Source organism: Stenotrophomonas sp. 112478_Sma, assembly GCF_056479905.1.
In genome coordinates this window covers 2,024,103-2,039,319 of the sequence record NZ_CM151072.1, presented here as the reverse complement: position 1 = coordinate 2,039,319, position 15,217 = coordinate 2,024,103, and the positions used below count along the sequence as shown (strand labels likewise).

At 66.4% G+C, this 15,217-nt stretch carries 13 protein-coding genes; 6 read left to right on the top strand and 7 right to left on the bottom strand.

All coding sequences use genetic code 11. The features are described 5' to 3' along the window. Positions 1-10: 10 nt before the first annotated feature. From ACZK08_RS09500 to ACZK08_RS09485, 4 genes are all read right to left on the bottom strand, one after another. Entirely contained in the window at positions 11-1,399 is a 1,389-nt protein-coding gene (locus ACZK08_RS09500) for a YncE family protein (protein ID WP_065182202.1), read from the bottom strand. Between the two features lie 122 nt (positions 1,400-1,521). Beyond that, on the bottom strand, positions 1,522-2,550 hold the full coding sequence (locus tag ACZK08_RS09495) for an alpha/beta hydrolase (protein ID WP_065182201.1): 1,029 nt from the start codon (positions 2,548-2,550) through the stop codon (positions 1,522-1,524). Between the two features lie 201 nt (positions 2,551-2,751). Continuing rightward, the gene (locus ACZK08_RS09490) at positions 2,752-3,141 is read right to left on the bottom strand and encodes a DUF805 domain-containing protein (RefSeq protein WP_065182200.1); all 390 of its coding nucleotides are present in this window, start codon (positions 3,139-3,141) and stop codon (positions 2,752-2,754) included. An 81-nt stretch (positions 3,142-3,222) separates the two neighbouring features. Beyond that, a complete protein-coding gene (locus ACZK08_RS09485) occupies positions 3,223-4,500 on the bottom strand; it encodes a replication-associated recombination protein A (protein WP_227255445.1) in 1,278 nt (425 codons plus the stop codon). A 320-nt stretch (positions 4,501-4,820) separates the two neighbouring features. On the opposite strand from ACZK08_RS09485, the gene ACZK08_RS09480 reads away from it, so the two are divergent. After that, a complete protein-coding gene (locus tag ACZK08_RS09480; protein WP_065182199.1) occupies positions 4,821-5,981 on the top strand; it encodes a hypothetical protein in 1,161 nt (386 codons plus the stop codon). Between the two features lie 34 nt (positions 5,982-6,015). Here ACZK08_RS09480 and lolA read toward each other — a convergent pair whose 3' ends face one another. From lolA to ACZK08_RS09465, 3 genes are all read right to left on the bottom strand, one after another. Continuing rightward, positions 6,016-6,654 carry an outer membrane lipoprotein periplasmic chaperone LolA gene (gene lolA / locus ACZK08_RS09475; protein WP_065182198.1) on the bottom strand — a complete coding sequence of 213 codons (639 nt, stop codon included), beginning with the start codon at positions 6,652-6,654 and terminating at the stop codon, positions 6,016-6,018. Between the two features lie 111 nt (positions 6,655-6,765). Further along, the gene (locus ACZK08_RS09470) at positions 6,766-8,709 is read right to left on the bottom strand and encodes a DUF3857 domain-containing protein (protein WP_065182197.1); all 1,944 of its coding nucleotides are present in this window, start codon (positions 8,707-8,709) and stop codon (positions 6,766-6,768) included. A 38-nt stretch (positions 8,710-8,747) separates the two neighbouring features. Continuing rightward, the gene (locus ACZK08_RS09465; protein ID WP_053517949.1) at positions 8,748-11,111 is read right to left on the bottom strand and encodes a DNA translocase FtsK; all 2,364 of its coding nucleotides are present in this window, start codon (positions 11,109-11,111) and stop codon (positions 8,748-8,750) included. Between the two features lie 233 nt (positions 11,112-11,344). On the opposite strand from ACZK08_RS09465, the gene trxB reads away from it, so the two are divergent. The 5 genes from trxB (at position 11,345) to ACZK08_RS09440 (ending at position 15,192) form a co-directional block, all read left to right on the top strand. Beyond that, positions 11,345-12,316 (top strand): thioredoxin-disulfide reductase, encoded by a 972-nt coding sequence (trxB, locus tag ACZK08_RS09460; protein ID WP_053517948.1) that lies wholly within the window; start codon positions 11,345-11,347, stop codon positions 12,314-12,316. Positions 12,317-12,399: 83 nt separating this feature from the next. Beyond that, positions 12,400-13,524, top strand: a complete 1,125-nt coding sequence (locus tag ACZK08_RS09455; RefSeq protein WP_065182196.1) for a GNAT family N-acetyltransferase — start codon at positions 12,400-12,402, stop codon at positions 13,522-13,524. A 43-nt stretch (positions 13,525-13,567) separates the two neighbouring features. Continuing rightward, entirely contained in the window at positions 13,568-14,308 is a 741-nt protein-coding gene (gene aat / locus ACZK08_RS09450) for a leucyl/phenylalanyl-tRNA--protein transferase (RefSeq protein ID WP_053517945.1), read from the top strand. A gap of 86 nt (positions 14,309-14,394) precedes the next feature. Beyond that, on the top strand, positions 14,395-14,613 hold the full coding sequence (infA, locus tag ACZK08_RS09445) for a translation initiation factor IF-1 (RefSeq protein WP_005409596.1): 219 nt from the start codon (positions 14,395-14,397) through the stop codon (positions 14,611-14,613). A 201-nt stretch (positions 14,614-14,814) separates the two neighbouring features. Further along, on the top strand, positions 14,815-15,192 hold the full coding sequence (locus tag ACZK08_RS09440; protein WP_065182195.1) for a hypothetical protein: 378 nt from the start codon (positions 14,815-14,817) through the stop codon (positions 15,190-15,192). Positions 15,193-15,217: the final 25 nt, after the last annotated feature.

Sequence of the window (15,217 nt, the reverse complement as noted above, 5' to 3'; positions counted from 1 at the left end):
GCCGTCTGACTTACTGCTTCGGGGTGATGCGGGTGATGCGGTCACCCTTCGGGTCTTCAGCGCCGCGCGACTTGTTCACCGCGAACACGTTGCCCTTGCCATCGGCACGGACGTGGTTCGGCAAAGTGCCGCCGTCGAGGTTGGCGACCACCTTGCCCTCGCGGTCGACCACGGTCACGGTGCCAGCGCCACGGTTGCTGACATAGGCCAGGCCGGATGCATCATCGAAGGCGACGTTCAGCGCACCCGCGCCCACCGGCACATCGTGCAGCACCTTGCCGGCTGCGACGTCGACGATCAGCAGGTTGTCGGTGCCCTGCGACGCCACGTACAACCGGTTGCGCGCCGCGTCGAACGCCACGCCCGACGCGCTGATCGAGTTGCCCAGATCGATCACCTTCTCGACCTCACCGCTGGCCACGTCGATCACCGCCGCCTCCGGCGTGCCGATGCTGACGGTGAACAGCTTGCCGCCCTTCTCGTCCAGCACCAGGCTCATCGGCGTGAACTTTCCGTCATCCACGCCCGATTCAAGCGTCACCGCGGGCAGCTCCTTGAACGTCTTCGCATCGAATACCGACAGGTGATCCTCACCGGTGGCCGAGGCAAACACCTTGCCGCGGGTACCATCGATCACCACGTCGCGCGCATGCGGCACCGCATCGACCGGGAACTGGTGCACCAGCGACAGATCCTTCTGGCGATAGACGGCCACGCTGTTCTGACGGGTATTGGTCACCCACACGTTGCCGTTGGCATCATCCACGCCCACGCCGTACACCGCATAGACCGCGCCGTTGGTACTGCCCGGCACCTGCGCCGGAGTGATCGCCTTGCTGACCTTCAGCGACGCCGGGTCGATCTTCAGCAGCTGCGACTGGGTCACCGGCGGCCGGCCGACCGCGGAGGTCACGTACAGCGCATTGCTGGCGGCGCTGTAGGCGGACTGGTACAGGCCCGGCACCAGCTTGTTGGACTGGGTGGTGAACTGCGCCTGGCCCGACAGCGGCAGCTGCGGCGAGACGCGCAGCTTCAGCACCGTCGCGGCGGCCGGCTGGCTCGCCCGCACCACGACCGGATGGGTGCCCGGCACGGCATCGGCGGGAATGGCCAGCTGGGTCTTGAAGTTGCCATCGGCATCAACCACCACCGGCTGGGCGTTCAACACGCTGTCGCCGCGCAGCAGGCTGACCTTCTGGCCCGGCACGAAGCCGCGACCGACCACATCGGCGGTGCTGCCCGGCACCACATTGTCGCCGCGCGAAACCACCTGGCCCTTGAACGTGGCGTTGGCCGGTTGATCGAATACCGGCTGTGCGGTGGCCGCGACGGCCAGCAGCAGGCCGGTGGCCAGGGTGGTGAAGCGAAGCGAAGGACGAAGGGAGGAACGGAACGACATGACAGGCTCCTTGCACACGTAGGCCGCGCCACGTGGCGCGGGATTCATCGGTTGCCTGGGCCGCTGCACGCGGGCAGCCTCGCCTGGGTAGTGGGGTCGCACGGCACGCCGCGCGAAGGGATTCATTCGCTGGACGGCCCATCCGTTGCACTGGCGCCATCGCCTGCACTGCGATCGGTCACCCCGTACAGCTCATGCAGCGCCGCGTGGAAGGACGCCGGCAGCATCGGGCCATGGCCCAGGCCAGGAAACTCGCGGTACTGCACGCTCAGCCCCGGCACCCGGCGCAGCCGCTCGGACAACTGCATCGCCGCGTCAGGCGTGGCGCCGCCGATGCGGCGCAGGTGCGCGACCACCCGCGGGTTGTTCAGGTCACGCTTGCCGCGGTCGCCGACGCGCTCAGCGCCTCCCAGCATCAACCAGACCCTGGCCGGCTGCCCATGGACGTTCTGCACGAACTGCTGTTCGGGATCGCCCAGCGCCGCGCCCTGCGCCCACCACAGTGAGGGACTGGCGGCGAGATAGGCCTGGAACGCGGCCGGCCGGGTGTACAGCGCGTTGAGCACGAACAGGCCACCGAGCGAGTGCCCCCACAGCGCCTGCTGCCCGGTGTCGACGCGCGCGCGACGCTCCACCTCGGGCTTGATGCGGCGCTCGATCACATCAAGAAACGCCGCAGCGCCGCCGCCGACCGCCTGGGTTGCGCCGCTCTCATCGTCGGCGCGGTCGATCCATGCCGTGTAGTCACGGGTCCGCGCCTTCGAGTCGATGCGCAGATCATTGTCGTAGCCGATCAGCACCAGCACCGGAGGCGCCTTGAGTGCTGCAAGTTCAGCCAACAGCGGCTGGTCGAGCACCATCGCCACCGCATTGCCATCCAGCGCGTACAACACCGGCGAAGGTGCACTGGAGGCGCGGACCGGAATCGCCAGATTCACCCGCCAGCGGCGCTGCGTGTCGGCACTGTCGATCACGAAATGCTCGAAGCGATAGCTGGCGGCCGGCTCATCCAGCACGGTGTGGCCGATCTTCTGCAGCGGATTGCGCTGCTGCGCGTACGCATACGGGGTAGCCAGGAGCAGACCCATCATCAGGACGGCAAGGCCGCGGGCCAGCGGACCACGGTGCGGAGGAAGGACGAAATGCTTCATCGGCGGGCGACGTCAGCGGCCTGGGCCGCTGTTTCACAAGGGACCGCAGTCTACCTTAAACGCGAATGATTATCACAACGATCAAACGTCACACTGTGTATCACGCGCGCGATAACGCGGCGTCATGGGACGCATCATCTCGTTCCCGCCAAGGCGGGCGGGCCGAATCCCAGGACCGGGCGCTGCCCGGCGGGTGCCGCGTCAAGGGCCCGCAGGCACGGGGCCGTACGGGTTTTCCTGCGGCGTGCCGGGCAGCAGAGCGAACACCAGGATCACCAGGCCGCCCATCGGCACCAATGCCAGAAGATAGAGCCAGCCGGACTGGTTGCAGTCATGGAGACGGCGCACGGTGACGGCGATCAGCGGCACGATCGTCGCCAGCCACATCAGGCCCAGCAGCACCATCGTGCCGATCAGGATGGCGCTCAGTGCATCCGGACTGGAGCGCATGAGGATCGCCAGCACGCCGGCCAGCAGCGACACCGCCGTGGCCACCAGAAACAGGAACAGCTGGAACATCCAGTATTCGCGGCGATTGGCCCGACCCTCGAACTGGGCGTAGCGCTTCAACGCCAGAGTCATGTCCTGCATGAACGTCATCCTTGAGAAGTGAACCGGGGATTCTCTCGAATCAGCGTGGACCCGACAATCGGATTGGTTGCGTAACGGCGATCAACGCCGCTTCGCCGCCCGCGCCGCCTCGCGCTCGGCGCGCAACCGATCGAGCTTTTCCTTCAGCTTGATCTCCAGTCCGCGCGGCACCGGGTTGTAGTACACGCGCTCGCCCATCGCATCGGGGAAGCCGGTCTGATCCAGCGCGATCCCGCCTTCCGCATCGTGGTCATACTGGTACTCGGCACCGTAGCCCAGTTCCTTCATCAGCTTGGTCGGCGCGTTGCGCAGGTGCAGCGGCACCTCTTCGGTACCGCTCTGGCGCACGTCGGCCTTGGCCTGGTTGAACGCCGCGTAGCCTGCATTCGACTTGGCGGTGCTGGCCAGGTACAGCACCAGCTGGGCGAACGCGAGCTCGCCTTCGGGGCTGCCCAGCCGTTCGTAGATGTCCCACGCTTCCAGCGCCATGCTCTGTGCTCGCGGATCGGCCAGGCCGATGTCCTCGATCGCCATGCGGGTCAGCCGGCGCGCCAGGTACGACGGATCACAGCCGCCGTCGAGCATGCGGGTCAGCCAGTACAGCGCCGCATCGGGATTGGAACTGCGCACCGACTTGTGCAACGCCGAGATCTGGTCGTAGAACTGCTCGCCACCCTTGTCGAAACGGCGGGTACGGTCGGCCAGCACCTGGGTGAGCGTCTGCGGGGTGATGTGCCCGCCCTCGCCCCCTGCCAGTTCGGCGGCGATTTCCAGCAGGGTCAACGCGCGGCGCACGTCGCCATCGGCAGCGGTGGCGATCTCCAGCAGCAGCTCGGGCGCAACCTCGATGGACTCCTGGCCCAGGCCGCGCTCGCGATCGCCCAGCGCCCGCTGCAGTGCCTCGACGATGTCGGTGGGCGAGACCGCCTCCAGCACGTGCACACGGCAGCGTGACAGCAGCGCCGAGTTCAACTCGAAGGACGGGTTCTCGGTCGTGGCACCCACGAACAGGATGGTGCCGCGCTCGATATGCGGCAGGAACGCGTCCTGCTGCGCCTTGTTGAAGCGATGCACCTCATCGACGAACAGCACGGTACGCCGGCCTTCGGCGAAACGCTGCGCCGCTTCTGCCAGGACCTGGCGCACCTCCGGCAGGCCGGACAGCACGGCGGAGATGGCGCGGAACTCGGCATCGGAATACTCGGCCAGCAGCAGCGACAACGTGGTCTTGCCACAGCCCGGCGGGCCCCACAGGATCATCGAATGCACCCGACCGGACTCGACCGCCCGGCGCAGTGCGCTGTCCGGAGCGAGCAGGCGCTTCTGCCCGACCATTTCATCGAGCGTCTGCGGACGCATGCGCTCGGCGAGCGGGCGCAGATGATCCCGATCGACACTCAGCAGATCGGGGCCGGGGAAGGAAGTGGAGCGTTGTCTTGGCACCCGCTCATTGTACCGCGCCCCCCGTCGGTCGCGCCGGGCCATGCGCGGCGGATCAGGCCACAGGGATCGATGGCGCCGGCCTCTGGCCGACAGTCCCAGAATGTGTCGGGAATGGACCGGAGCCGGCGCCCCCTTACATCGGTAAGCCACTGATTCACCATGAGCATGTTTTGCCCGGGTCGGTGCGTCCTCATCAGTAACGGAGAATTCGCAACTCAACCACTCAGAACCCACTCGTGCGCGATCCCGAATCCAATGTCCTTGAGTTTGTTGCCGGCTGCGCTGTCAATGCGGACGTCTACTATCTGGCTGCAGCCCTCGGCCCAGGCCATGAATACTACGACCCGGATCCCGGCCCGCCCACCCGGATGTTCGTCTTTGGCCGTATACCCCAGGAAGGTTGGTTCCATCACGACCTGCTGGACTTCCAGGTCATGTCCACACTATTCATCCCACCGGAAGACAGCGGTGGCCCACAGCGCCTACTCGCGCTGGACTATTGGGGGCAGCTGGAATACCACGCCCGCGTTGGCGCCACTATTGAGCGCGTGAAGGCGGATACAGGCGGCCTGACCCGGATTCGGCAGTTGGGTGAAGATCTGTTCTGCTGCGGTGTGCACGGAATGATCTATCACCGCACCGAGGCCGGATGGAAGCAACTTCCCACGCACTTTCCGGCAGCCGAGCACAGCAGTATTGAGGACGATCTGAAGTCGATCGACTTTGAAACGTGGCTTTTGTATTGCGGCCACATATTCGAACGTGACGGCGCTGCCCCACTGCCCGCTGATCCGGCGAAGCGTGAGGCCGAGCTGCGCCGAAAGTTCGACGAAACGCGCAGCCAGATTGCCGAGGGCCGCAAAGACCCTGGTCATCGGGAGTGGCTCGCCAGTCTCGACGCGCCCAGCGTGAATGACCTCTGCGGAACCGGCTTAACAGACCTCTACGCGATCGGCTCTGATGGCCTGATTGCACACTGGAACGGCTTGAACTGGACGCTGCCCGAACAAGTCACCACTGCGGAGCTGTTTCATGCCTGCAGAACCGACCTAGGCCGCCTCGTCCTTGTTGGCGAGGAAGGCACCGTCGTTACCGGCAACATATCCACTGGATTTGAGCGCCTGCGCCACGACGTAGGCGATGAAGTCAATTTCTGCTTGGCCTGCCAACATGGGCAACAGATCTACATCGGCGCTGAATATGGAGGCCTCTACGTCTACAGCCTCGAAACCGGTGCAATTGAACCCTTGCTGGAAGGCATCCCCGAAGAACTGAGAGATGCAACGATTGTTGATATCAGTTCCGTCGGCAACGTGCTGTGGGTGCTGACGCCCTGGGACCTGATTCGATTTGATGGCACCGCGTGGCAGGTCATCGTTCACCCCGACAACGGATGAACTGGTAGCGCCGGGCCATGCCCGGCGTCACCCATCAGTTGCCGATGACGTCGGTGCCGGCCGGCGGGCTGAAGCGGAAGGTCGAGGCCGCGAACGTCGGGTTGCGCTTCCAGCCGCTGAAATTGATCACGGTGCGCTGGCCGACCGCGTCGGTGATCTCCATCCTCGCCAGCCCCTGGGCATTGAAGCCTAGTGCAGCGTACTGGAAGCTGGCCTCGGTATCGCGCTTCGGCGACAGCGACAGCCACTGCAGGCCATCCCGTTGTGCCGCCTCCTCGCTGAGGTCGTACTGCTGCTCCAGCAGCGCCGGGTTGATCAGCGCGGTCAAGGGGCTGTTCTGCTCTTCCTTGCCCTGCTCGCGCACGGTGGCCTGCTCCAGGTCCGGCTCGTACATCCAGACCTTCTTGCCGTCGGCCACGATCAGCTGTTCATGCGGCCGCACGTACTCCCACCGGAACAGGCGCGGGGCCGACAGGGCCACGCGGCCGCTGGTCGACTCCTTGACCTTGCCGCGGCTGTCGAACACCTGCTGGCTGAACTGGCCATCCAGGCCCTTCAGGCCGCTGGTGAAGTTCTTCAGGTCATCGCGGGCACCCGCCCACGCGCTGCCCGCGGCGGCGCAGGCCATGGCGAGAGTGCTGGCGGCAAGAATACGGCGGAGGCGGACGTTCATGCGGGAATCCTGTGGGCGCGGGCGCAAGGAAAGGTGGATGTCAGTGTGCCCGGGCAAAGATGAATGGGCGATCAGGGCGACATTATGCCGCCCCGCACGTCCATCGGCGATTCAGTTGGCCGGCGCAGGCAGCCTTCCGTACAGAACCTGCCCGCGGAAGCCGCGACGCACTTCGCGATACAGCGCGCGGAACGCGGTGTAGTCCTGCGGCTGGCACAGTGCCTCCGGTCCACGCACGGCATTCTGCTGCAGGCGATGGTGGACGATCACCTCCTGGCCCTGCCGGCTCCAGTCCACCCGGTACTCGCCCGCGGCATTGGCAAAACGCTGGCTGGCCGGAACGGCGATTATCGGCGCGTTGGCCGGGAACTGCAGGCGATAGGTTTCTTCACGCAGGCTCGCGTTGCAGTAGAACGGCGTCTCGTTGGCCGGTGCAGACGCGGTAGCGTACAGCCCGCGCACCGACTCGCCGCCTGGCGGATCCGGCACCGCCATGCCCCCGGCCACGCTGAAGTCCACGTAGTCTTCCGCCTGGAAGGCCATGCGGTAGCCGAACGGCCGGGTCAGATCGACCGGGACGCCCTGCAGCTGCAGCTGGCCGCGGCCATCAAAACCGGACGCCGCCATGATCGACTCCTCGGCGCGCGCCCGATTCTGCGCATTGAGCTGGGCGAACTGTGCGCGCATGCCGATCTCCGCATTCTCGCCCAGCTGCGGAATCGTCTCGCCACGCAGATTGCCGTTGGCATCGAACGTGAAGCGCACCTCCATCGAGGTTGCGTTGCGCTGCGGACCATTGGCCGGCGTGCGTGCCAGGCTCGCGTCGGCCGTGCGCATCACCGGCGCGCCCAGGTCGCCCTCGGGCAACTGGCCGAAGCGCGCCCAGGCGGTGGTCGAATCCAGGTACAGATCGAACTCGGGAATGTAGGTGATGGCGTGGTTGAAGCGCCCCAGCACCGGAATCTTCGGCAGCGTCGGCCCGCCACCGGCGCCGATCAGCACCGGCGAACTGGCAATTCCCTTGGCGGCCAGCAGGGCTTCCAGCAGGGTCACATGGTCCTTGCAGTCCCCATAGTGGTTGTCGAGGATGCTCTGCGCGCTGTTGGGCTCCAGCCCGCCATTGCCCAGGTACACCGCGACGTAGCGGATGTTCTGAGCGACCCAGCGGTACAGCGCATCGGCCTGCGAGCGACGGTCGCCGATGCCTGCGGTGACCTGGTCGGCCAGCGCCTGGATCTCCGCCGTGACCTGCGCGGCGGGACCGGCCTTGAGCTGGTACGCCCGGCCCATCTGCGCCCAGTCACGATAGGTGCTGGCCATGATGTTCGGGCCGAACTCCCAGCCGGCGGCCGACCAGTTCTGCGCCTGCATCGCCTCGCGGCGCTGGTAGCGCCAGCGCCACTGCGCCTGGCCGTTCCTCACCACCGGGCGATCGCTGCCCTGCACGCCGCGGCTGTCGACGAACATCGGCAGGTTGGCCGGTGCGCTCAGCGTCACCTCGGCATCCTCGTATTCGGTGAACACATTGAAGGTCTCCCACAGGCCGAAGTAGCCCGGGAAGTACGGCGTGGCCTGGGTGCGGCGCACCTGGTAATACAGGCGCGTGCCCGGCGCCAGGTTCGGGAACACGATCACCCGCACCTTGCGGTCGGCGTACATCGCTGCCGAGGCGCTGGAATAGCTTTCCTGGGTGTAGATGCGATCTGCCGGAACGTCACGGCGCTGGCCATCGGCGGTGATGGTGTAGGCGTCGAGCACCTCCAGCGTCTCCATCTTCTCGCTGTAGCTCAGCCGCACCTGGCTGAACTGCTCGACCGAGGCCTTGGTCTTGAGCAGGACCTCGTAGGTCTCGGTCTGCACATTGCCTGCGTCGGGCCGCACCTGGTAGTCGGCGCGATAGCGGACGATGCTGAAGTTGTTGCTGGCTTCGGTATCGCCGCTGGTGGAAGGCGGCGCCGTAGCGGGCGCGGGGGTGGCGGTCTCCGCCAGGGCCGGGCTGGCGGCCATCAGGCCAGCCAGCGCCAGCGCCAGCGCGCGTGGTACGGGATGAAGCATTCGTCGGATCCTTGGACGTCGTGGGGGTACGTCGGGCCTTACTTCGGCGGCGGCGGTGCCAGCACCGTCCGGTCGCCATTGTGCTCGGGCGCACTGACAACGCCGGCCGCTTCCATGGCCTCGATCAGTCGCGCCGCACGGTTGTAGCCAATCTTCAGCCGGCGCTGCACGCCAGAAATCGACGCGCGGCGGGTCTCCGTGACCACCCTCAGCGCCTCGTCATACAGCGGATCCGACTCGTCGCCGCCGGCACTGGTTTCCGGCAGGCCGGTGGCACCCACCACCACGCCGTCCCCCAGGGTCTGAACCTCGTCCAGCACGCCCTCGATGTAATCGGCCGGACCCATCGCCTTGAGATGCTCGACCACGCGATGCACTTCATCGTCGGAGACGAACGCGCCGTGCACACGCTCGGGCATGGCGGTGCCCGGCGGCAGGTACAGCATGTCGCCGTGACCCAGCAGCGTCTCCGCGCCGGACTGGTCAAGAATGGTGCGCGAGTCGATCTTCGAGCTCACCTGGAACGCGATGCGGGTGGGAATATTGGCCTTGATCAAGCCGGTGATCACATCCACCGACGGACGCTGGGTGGCCAGGATCAGGTGGATGCCGGCTGCACGGGCCTTCTGTGCCAGACGTGCGATCAGTTCTTCGACCTTCTTGCCGACGATCATCATCATGTCGGCGAATTCGTCGATGAAGATGACGATGAACGGCAGCGTCTCCAGCGGGCGCGGCGCCTCGCCCAGCTCCGGGTTCGGCTTGAACAACGGGTCCATCAGCGGCTGGCCGGCGTCCTCGGCGTCCTTCACCTTCTTGTTGAAGCCGGCCAGGTTGCGCACGCCCACCGCGCTCATCAGCTTGTAGCGGCGCTCCATCTCCGCCACGCACCAGCGCAGGCCGTTGGCGGCCTCCTTCATGTCGGTGACCACAGGCGCGAGCAGATGCGGGATGCCCTGGTAGACGCTCAGTTCGAGCATCTTCGGGTCGATCATCAGCATCCGCAGATCTTTCGGCGAGCCCTTGTACAGCAGGCTCAGTACCATCGCATTGACGGCCACGGACTTGCCCGAGCCGGTGGTACCGGCCACCAGCAGGTGTGGCATGCGCGCCAGGTCGGCCACGGTCGGGCGGCCGGCGATGTCCTTGCCCAGCGCCAGGGTCAGCACGCTGGAGGCCTTGTCGTACTCCTTCGAGCGCAGCAGCTCGGACAGGAAGATCATCTCGCGGGTGACGTTGGGAATCTCCAGGCCGATCACCGACTTGCCGGGAATCACATCGACCACGCGCACCGACTTGACCGACAGGCCGCGGGCGATGTCCTTGTCCAGCGAGCTGATCTGGCTGACCTTGATGCCCGGCGCCGGCTCGATCTCGAAGCGGGTGATGACCGGGCCCGGATAGGCGCCAACCACCTGTGCGTCGATGCGGAAATCCTTCAGCTTGAACTCGATCTGCCGCGACAGGGTCTCCAGTGTCTCCTCGTCGTAGCCCTTGGGCTGCGGCTTGGGATCATCCAGCAGGGCCAGCGGCGGCAGGTCCGAACCATCGCCGTTGACGCCGCGGAACATCGGTATCTGGTTGTCACGCTTGGCCCGGTCGCTCTTCTCGATCACCGGTTCCGGGCGCGGTTCGATCTTCACCGGCTCGCGCTTGGCGCGCACCTCGGCGTCCGCCTTGCGGACTTCCTGGCGCTCCTCGCGCAGGGCACGGGTCTGCTTCCACTCGGTCGCCTGTTCCTTCTTGCGCTCCAGCAGCGGCGCCAGCGACATCACCCCACGGCCGATCTTCTCCATCACCGTGAACCACGACAGGCCGGTGGCCAGGGTGATCGAGGCCAGCAGCAGCACCAGCACGAACAGGTTCGCGCCCAGCGCTCCGAACCCGACGGTGAGCGAGTTGCCCACCAGCTTGCCAAGGATGCCGCCCGCACTGGACACATCACCATTGAACAGGCGCACATGCAGGAAGCCGGTACCGGCGATCAGGAAGCCGACCAGACCGACCAGGCGCAGGGCCGGATCGAGGTCGTTCTCGCCCTTGCTTTCCCGCTTGAGGCCGAACATGGCGATCCAGGCCAGCGCGCCGAGCACCACCGGCAGCAGGAACGCGATGTAGCCGAACAACTGCAGCAGCACGTCGGCGATCCAGGCACCGGCGCGGCCGCCCATGTTGTGCACCGGCGCGACCACGCTGCCCGTATGCGACCAGCCGGGGTCCGACGCCGAGTAGGTGAACAGACTTGCCGCCAGGTACAGCAGGGCCGGCGCGATCGCGATCAGGCCCAGGTCGCGCCAGAGGCGCTGGCGGCGGGGGTTGTCGGTCGTCGCCGCCGCCGCGGCCGTGCGACGTGACGCCTTGCTGTCGTCGGACTTGGAGCGTTCGGGGACCTGCTTCGCCACCTTAGACCATACCTTTGGAATGCGCTGTTAGTGATTGATAATAAATGAGACGGCGTCAGTTTTCAGTTATGCGACGCTGCGAGGCGCCCTCCGGGGCCGGAAACCGTCGATGGGCGACGGCGTTCTGTTCATCGGCTTGAATCGCCCTGCCCCAGCCGCCACTCTATGACCTGCCATGGATGCTGCGCAAACATCGCCAGCGCCTTGTCCCACTTACCTTTTCGCGAGTTTACATGAGCACCAGCCTGCCCTCCCGCCACCAACGGCTTGTCATCCTCGGTTCCGGCCCGGCCGGCTGGACCGCTGCGGTCTACGCCGCCCGCGCCAACCTGAAGCCGGTCGTCATCACCGGCCTGCAGCAGGGCGGTCAGCTGATGACCACGACCGAGGTCGACAACTGGCCGGGTGACGCCCATGGCCTGATGGGCCCGGACCTGATGGCGCGCATGCAGGCTCACGCCGAGCGCTTCGAGACCGAGGTCATCTTCGACCACATCCACACCGCCGACCTGTCCCAGCGCCCGTTCCGGCTGATCGGCGACAGTCACGAATACACCTGTGACGCCCTGATCATCGCCACCGGCGCCACCGCCAAGTACCTGGGCATCCCGACCGAAGAGGCCTTCAAGGGCCGCGGCGTGTCCGCCTGCGCCACCTGCGACGGGTTCTTCTACCGTGACCAGGACGTGGTCGTGGTCGGCGGTGGCAACACTGCGGTGGAAGAGGCCCTGTACCTGTCCAACATCGCCCGCAAGGTCTACCTGGTCCACCGCCGCGACACCCTCAAGGCGGAAAAGATCATGCAGGACAAGCTGTTCGCCAAGGTCGCGGCCGGCAAGATCGAAACCGTCTGGCACCACCAGGTCGAGGAAGTGCTGGGCAACGATGCCGGCGTGACCGGTGTGCGCGTGAAGTCCACCCTGGACGGCAGCACCCGCGACATCGACGCGCACGGCTTCTTCGTGGCCATCGGTCATCACCCGAACACCACCCTGTTCGATGGCCAGCTGGCGATGAACAACGGCTACCTGGAAATCCGCTCGGGCCTGGGCGGCAACGCCACCCAGACCTCGGTGGAAGGCGTGTTCGCCGCGGGCGACGTGGCCGACCAGCACTATCGGCAGGCCATCACCTCCGCCGGCTTCGGCTGCATGGCCGCACTGGATGCCGAGCGCTATCTGGATGCACAGGGCAAGGCCGGCTGAAGATTGCTCCACGCCATGACTGATCCTGGGGGCCGGCGCGGAAGCGCCGGCCTTTCTGTTTTCTTCTGACCTATCCTTGGCCCATGCCCTCCCCCCGTTTCCTCGACTCGCTGCAGTCCGTTACCGCCACCGACTGGGACGCGCTGCATGATGGCCGCAATCCCTTCGTCAGCTACGCCTTCCTGGCCGGACTCGAAGCCCACGGTTGCCTGCGCGGGGATTGGGGTTGGCAGGCATGGCATTTCACCCTGTGGGAGGGCGATGTCCTGGTCGCGGCGATTCCCGGCTACCTGAAGACCAACTCCCACGGCGAATTCGTGTTCGACCACGCCTGGGCCAATGCCTATGCCCGGCATGGCCGCGACTACTACCCGAAATGGCTCGGCGCCGTGCCGTACTCGCCGGTGACCGGGCCGCGGCTGCTGGCCCGGGACGATCCAGCCCGCGCGGGCGTGCTGTCGGCCCTGCGCGGGGCGCTGCCCGCGCTGGACGTGTCCTCGGCGCATATCAACTTCCACACCGCAGCGGATGAAGCGGTGTTCGGCGATGACTGGCTGCTGCGCGAGGACATCCAGTTCCAGTGGCAGAACCCGGGCGACTGGACGACGTTCGATCAGTTCCTTGGCGCCATGGACCACAAGCACCGCAAGAACATCCGCCAGGAGCGCGCCAGGGTCACCCGCCAGGGCATCGGCTTCCGCGTCGTGCACGGCGATGAGGCCAGCCGTGCCGACCTGCAGGCGATGTACCGTTTCTACCTGCAGACCTTCGTCGAGTACGGCAATGCACCGGCGCTCACCGAGCCCTTCCTGCGCCACCTGGCCAGCAGCCTCGGGCGCGGCCTGGTGATGTTCCTGGCCGAACAGAACGGCGAACCGATTGCCGGCGCCCTGTGCCTGCGTGGGGGCGACACGCTGTATGGCCGCTACTGGGGTGGCGCTACCCTGCCTGGCCTGCACTTCGAGGCCTGCTACTACCAGGGCATCGAGTACTGCCTGCGCGAAGGCCTGACCCGCTTCGAGCCCGGCGCACAGGGCGAACACAAGCTGGCGCGCGGCTTCCTGCCGACGCGGGTGCGCAGCCGGCACTGGGTGGCCGATGCGGATTTCGCAGAAGCTCTGCAGGACTGGTGCCGGCAGGAGCGCAGGGACGTGCGGCGCTATGAGCAGGCGTTGCAGCAACACAGCCCGTTCCGCACGCAGGACTAGCGCCGCCGCGGAATGGATGCGCCGGCATCGCTACACTCCCGGCATGACCCGTCAATTGCCCTGGCGCCTGGACGATGCGCCGGACGCCCCCTTCCCGCCCGCTGAAACCGCGCTGCGCAGTCCCGACGGCCTGCTGGCCGTAGGCGGCGACCTGCATCCTGCACGCCTGTTGAATGCCTATGCCGGCGGCATCTTCCCGTGGTTCAGCGACGGCGAGCCGATCCTGTGGTGGTCACCGGACCCACGCATGGTGTTCCGCACCTCCGGCGTACACCTGTCCAGCCGCTTCCGCCGCCAGCTGCGCGGCAGCCACTGGGAGGTGACTGCCGACACCGCCTTCAGCCAGGTGATGCGCGCCTGTGCTGCCGCGCCGCGCCCCGGACAGGACGGCACCTGGATCAGCCCGGCAATGGTCGAGGCCTACAGCCGGCTGCACGACCTCGGGTTCGCCCATTCCGTCGAGGTCTGGGACCGGCAGACCCTGGTCGGTGGCATCTATGGCGTGGCCATCGGTACGGTGTTCTTCGGCGAAAGCATGTTCAGCGGCGCCAGCGGCGGCTCCAAGATCGCGCTGGCCGCGCTGGCGGCCACCCTGCATGGCTGGGGCTGGGAACTGATCGATGCACAGGTGGAGAATCCGCATCTGCTGCGGATGGGTGCGGTGCACCTGCCACGCGCCGCGTTTCTGGACCACGTGCGGCAGGCCGTGCGCTGCCCGGGGCGTGAAGGCCCGTGGACCCGGCACATGGGCCGCTTGCCGGCCCGCGTCCTGGCGGGGGGTTAACATAAACTTTGCAAGCCGGCCGCGTCCCGCGTAAAATACTGCGCCTTAGGCCCAGCGTGGCCGTTTTCTGAACCGCACAGGACTACATGTCGAAAGACGATTCCATCGAGTTCGAGGGCACCGTCAGCGAGACGCTGCCGAACACCACTTTCCGCGTTCGTCTGGAAAATGGGCACGAGATCATCGCCCACATCTCCGGCCGCATGCGCAAGAACTACATCCGCATCCTCACCGGTGACCGGGTCAAGGTTGAAATGACCCCGTACGACCTGACCAAGGGTCGCATCACCTACCGCATGAAGTAAGCGGTCGGCGCGTCGCGCCACTTCGACAAGGCCAGCCTGGGTTGCTGGCCTTTTGTCATGCCCGCTCTCCGGCCCTGCCGGAGGTCATCGTGACCGATCTCACCATGACGTCAGTCAGCCCTGCTTGCGGCAGATTCGCAGTTGCGACAGCGGCAGCATTCTGGGATCCGATCCACTCCGGATCGCCACCCCTGCCCCGCCATGAACCTCACTTCCCTGCTCGCCCCCTTGGCCTTGTCCGCCATCGCCCTGCTGGCCCCGTCCGCCCATGCGGCCGACACCCCGGCGGCGCAGTGCGTGCCGCTGTCCGGCGAACAGCAGATCGTTCGCGCCGGCGCCGACAGGAACATCCTGCTCCGCTCCGGCGAAGCGCACTATGTCGTGCACTTCCGCAACAGCTGCCCTTCCGCCGTGCTGGCCACCCGCCTCGGCTTCACGACCGACGGCAAGGAGGCTGACACGCTGTGCAGCGAGGGCCGAAGCAAGCTGGACACCGGTCGCGGCTCCTGCGAGGTGGCGCGCATCGAGCCGATCGATGCCGAGCGGTTCACGCGTGAAGCGCGCCGTCGCAGCCGCTGACACCTGACAGCACAAGGGCGGCCGA

Excerpts from the sequence above, each read along its gene's own strand:
- ACZK08_RS09500 (WP_065182202.1), bottom strand. The coding sequence starts at position 1,399 with ATGTCGTTCCGTTCCTCCCTTCGTCCTTCGCTTCGCTTCACCACCCTG.
- ACZK08_RS09495 (WP_065182201.1), bottom strand. The coding sequence starts at position 2,550 with ATGAAGCATTTCGTCCTTCCTCCGCACCGTGGTCCGCTGGCCCGCGGC.
- ACZK08_RS09490 (WP_065182200.1), bottom strand. The coding sequence starts at position 3,141 with ATGCAGGACATGACTCTGGCGTTGAAGCGCTACGCCCAGTTCGAGGGT.
- ACZK08_RS09485 (WP_227255445.1), bottom strand. The coding sequence starts at position 4,500 with ATGCGTCCGCAGACGCTCGATGAAATGGTCGGGCAGAAGCGCCTGCTC.
- lolA (WP_065182198.1), bottom strand. The coding sequence starts at position 6,654 with ATGAACGTCCGCCTCCGCCGTATTCTTGCCGCCAGCACTCTCGCCATG.
- ACZK08_RS09470 (WP_065182197.1), bottom strand. The coding sequence starts at position 8,709 with ATGCTTCATCCCGTACCACGCGCGCTGGCGCTGGCGCTGGCTGGCCTG.
- trxB (WP_053517948.1), top strand. The coding sequence starts at position 11,345 with ATGAGCACCAGCCTGCCCTCCCGCCACCAACGGCTTGTCATCCTCGGT.
- ACZK08_RS09455 (WP_065182196.1), top strand. The coding sequence starts at position 12,400 with ATGCCCTCCCCCCGTTTCCTCGACTCGCTGCAGTCCGTTACCGCCACC.
- aat (WP_053517945.1), top strand. The coding sequence starts at position 13,568 with ATGACCCGTCAATTGCCCTGGCGCCTGGACGATGCGCCGGACGCCCCC.
- infA (WP_005409596.1), top strand. The coding sequence starts at position 14,395 with ATGTCGAAAGACGATTCCATCGAGTTCGAGGGCACCGTCAGCGAGACG.
- ACZK08_RS09440 (WP_065182195.1), top strand. The coding sequence starts at position 14,815 with ATGAACCTCACTTCCCTGCTCGCCCCCTTGGCCTTGTCCGCCATCGCC.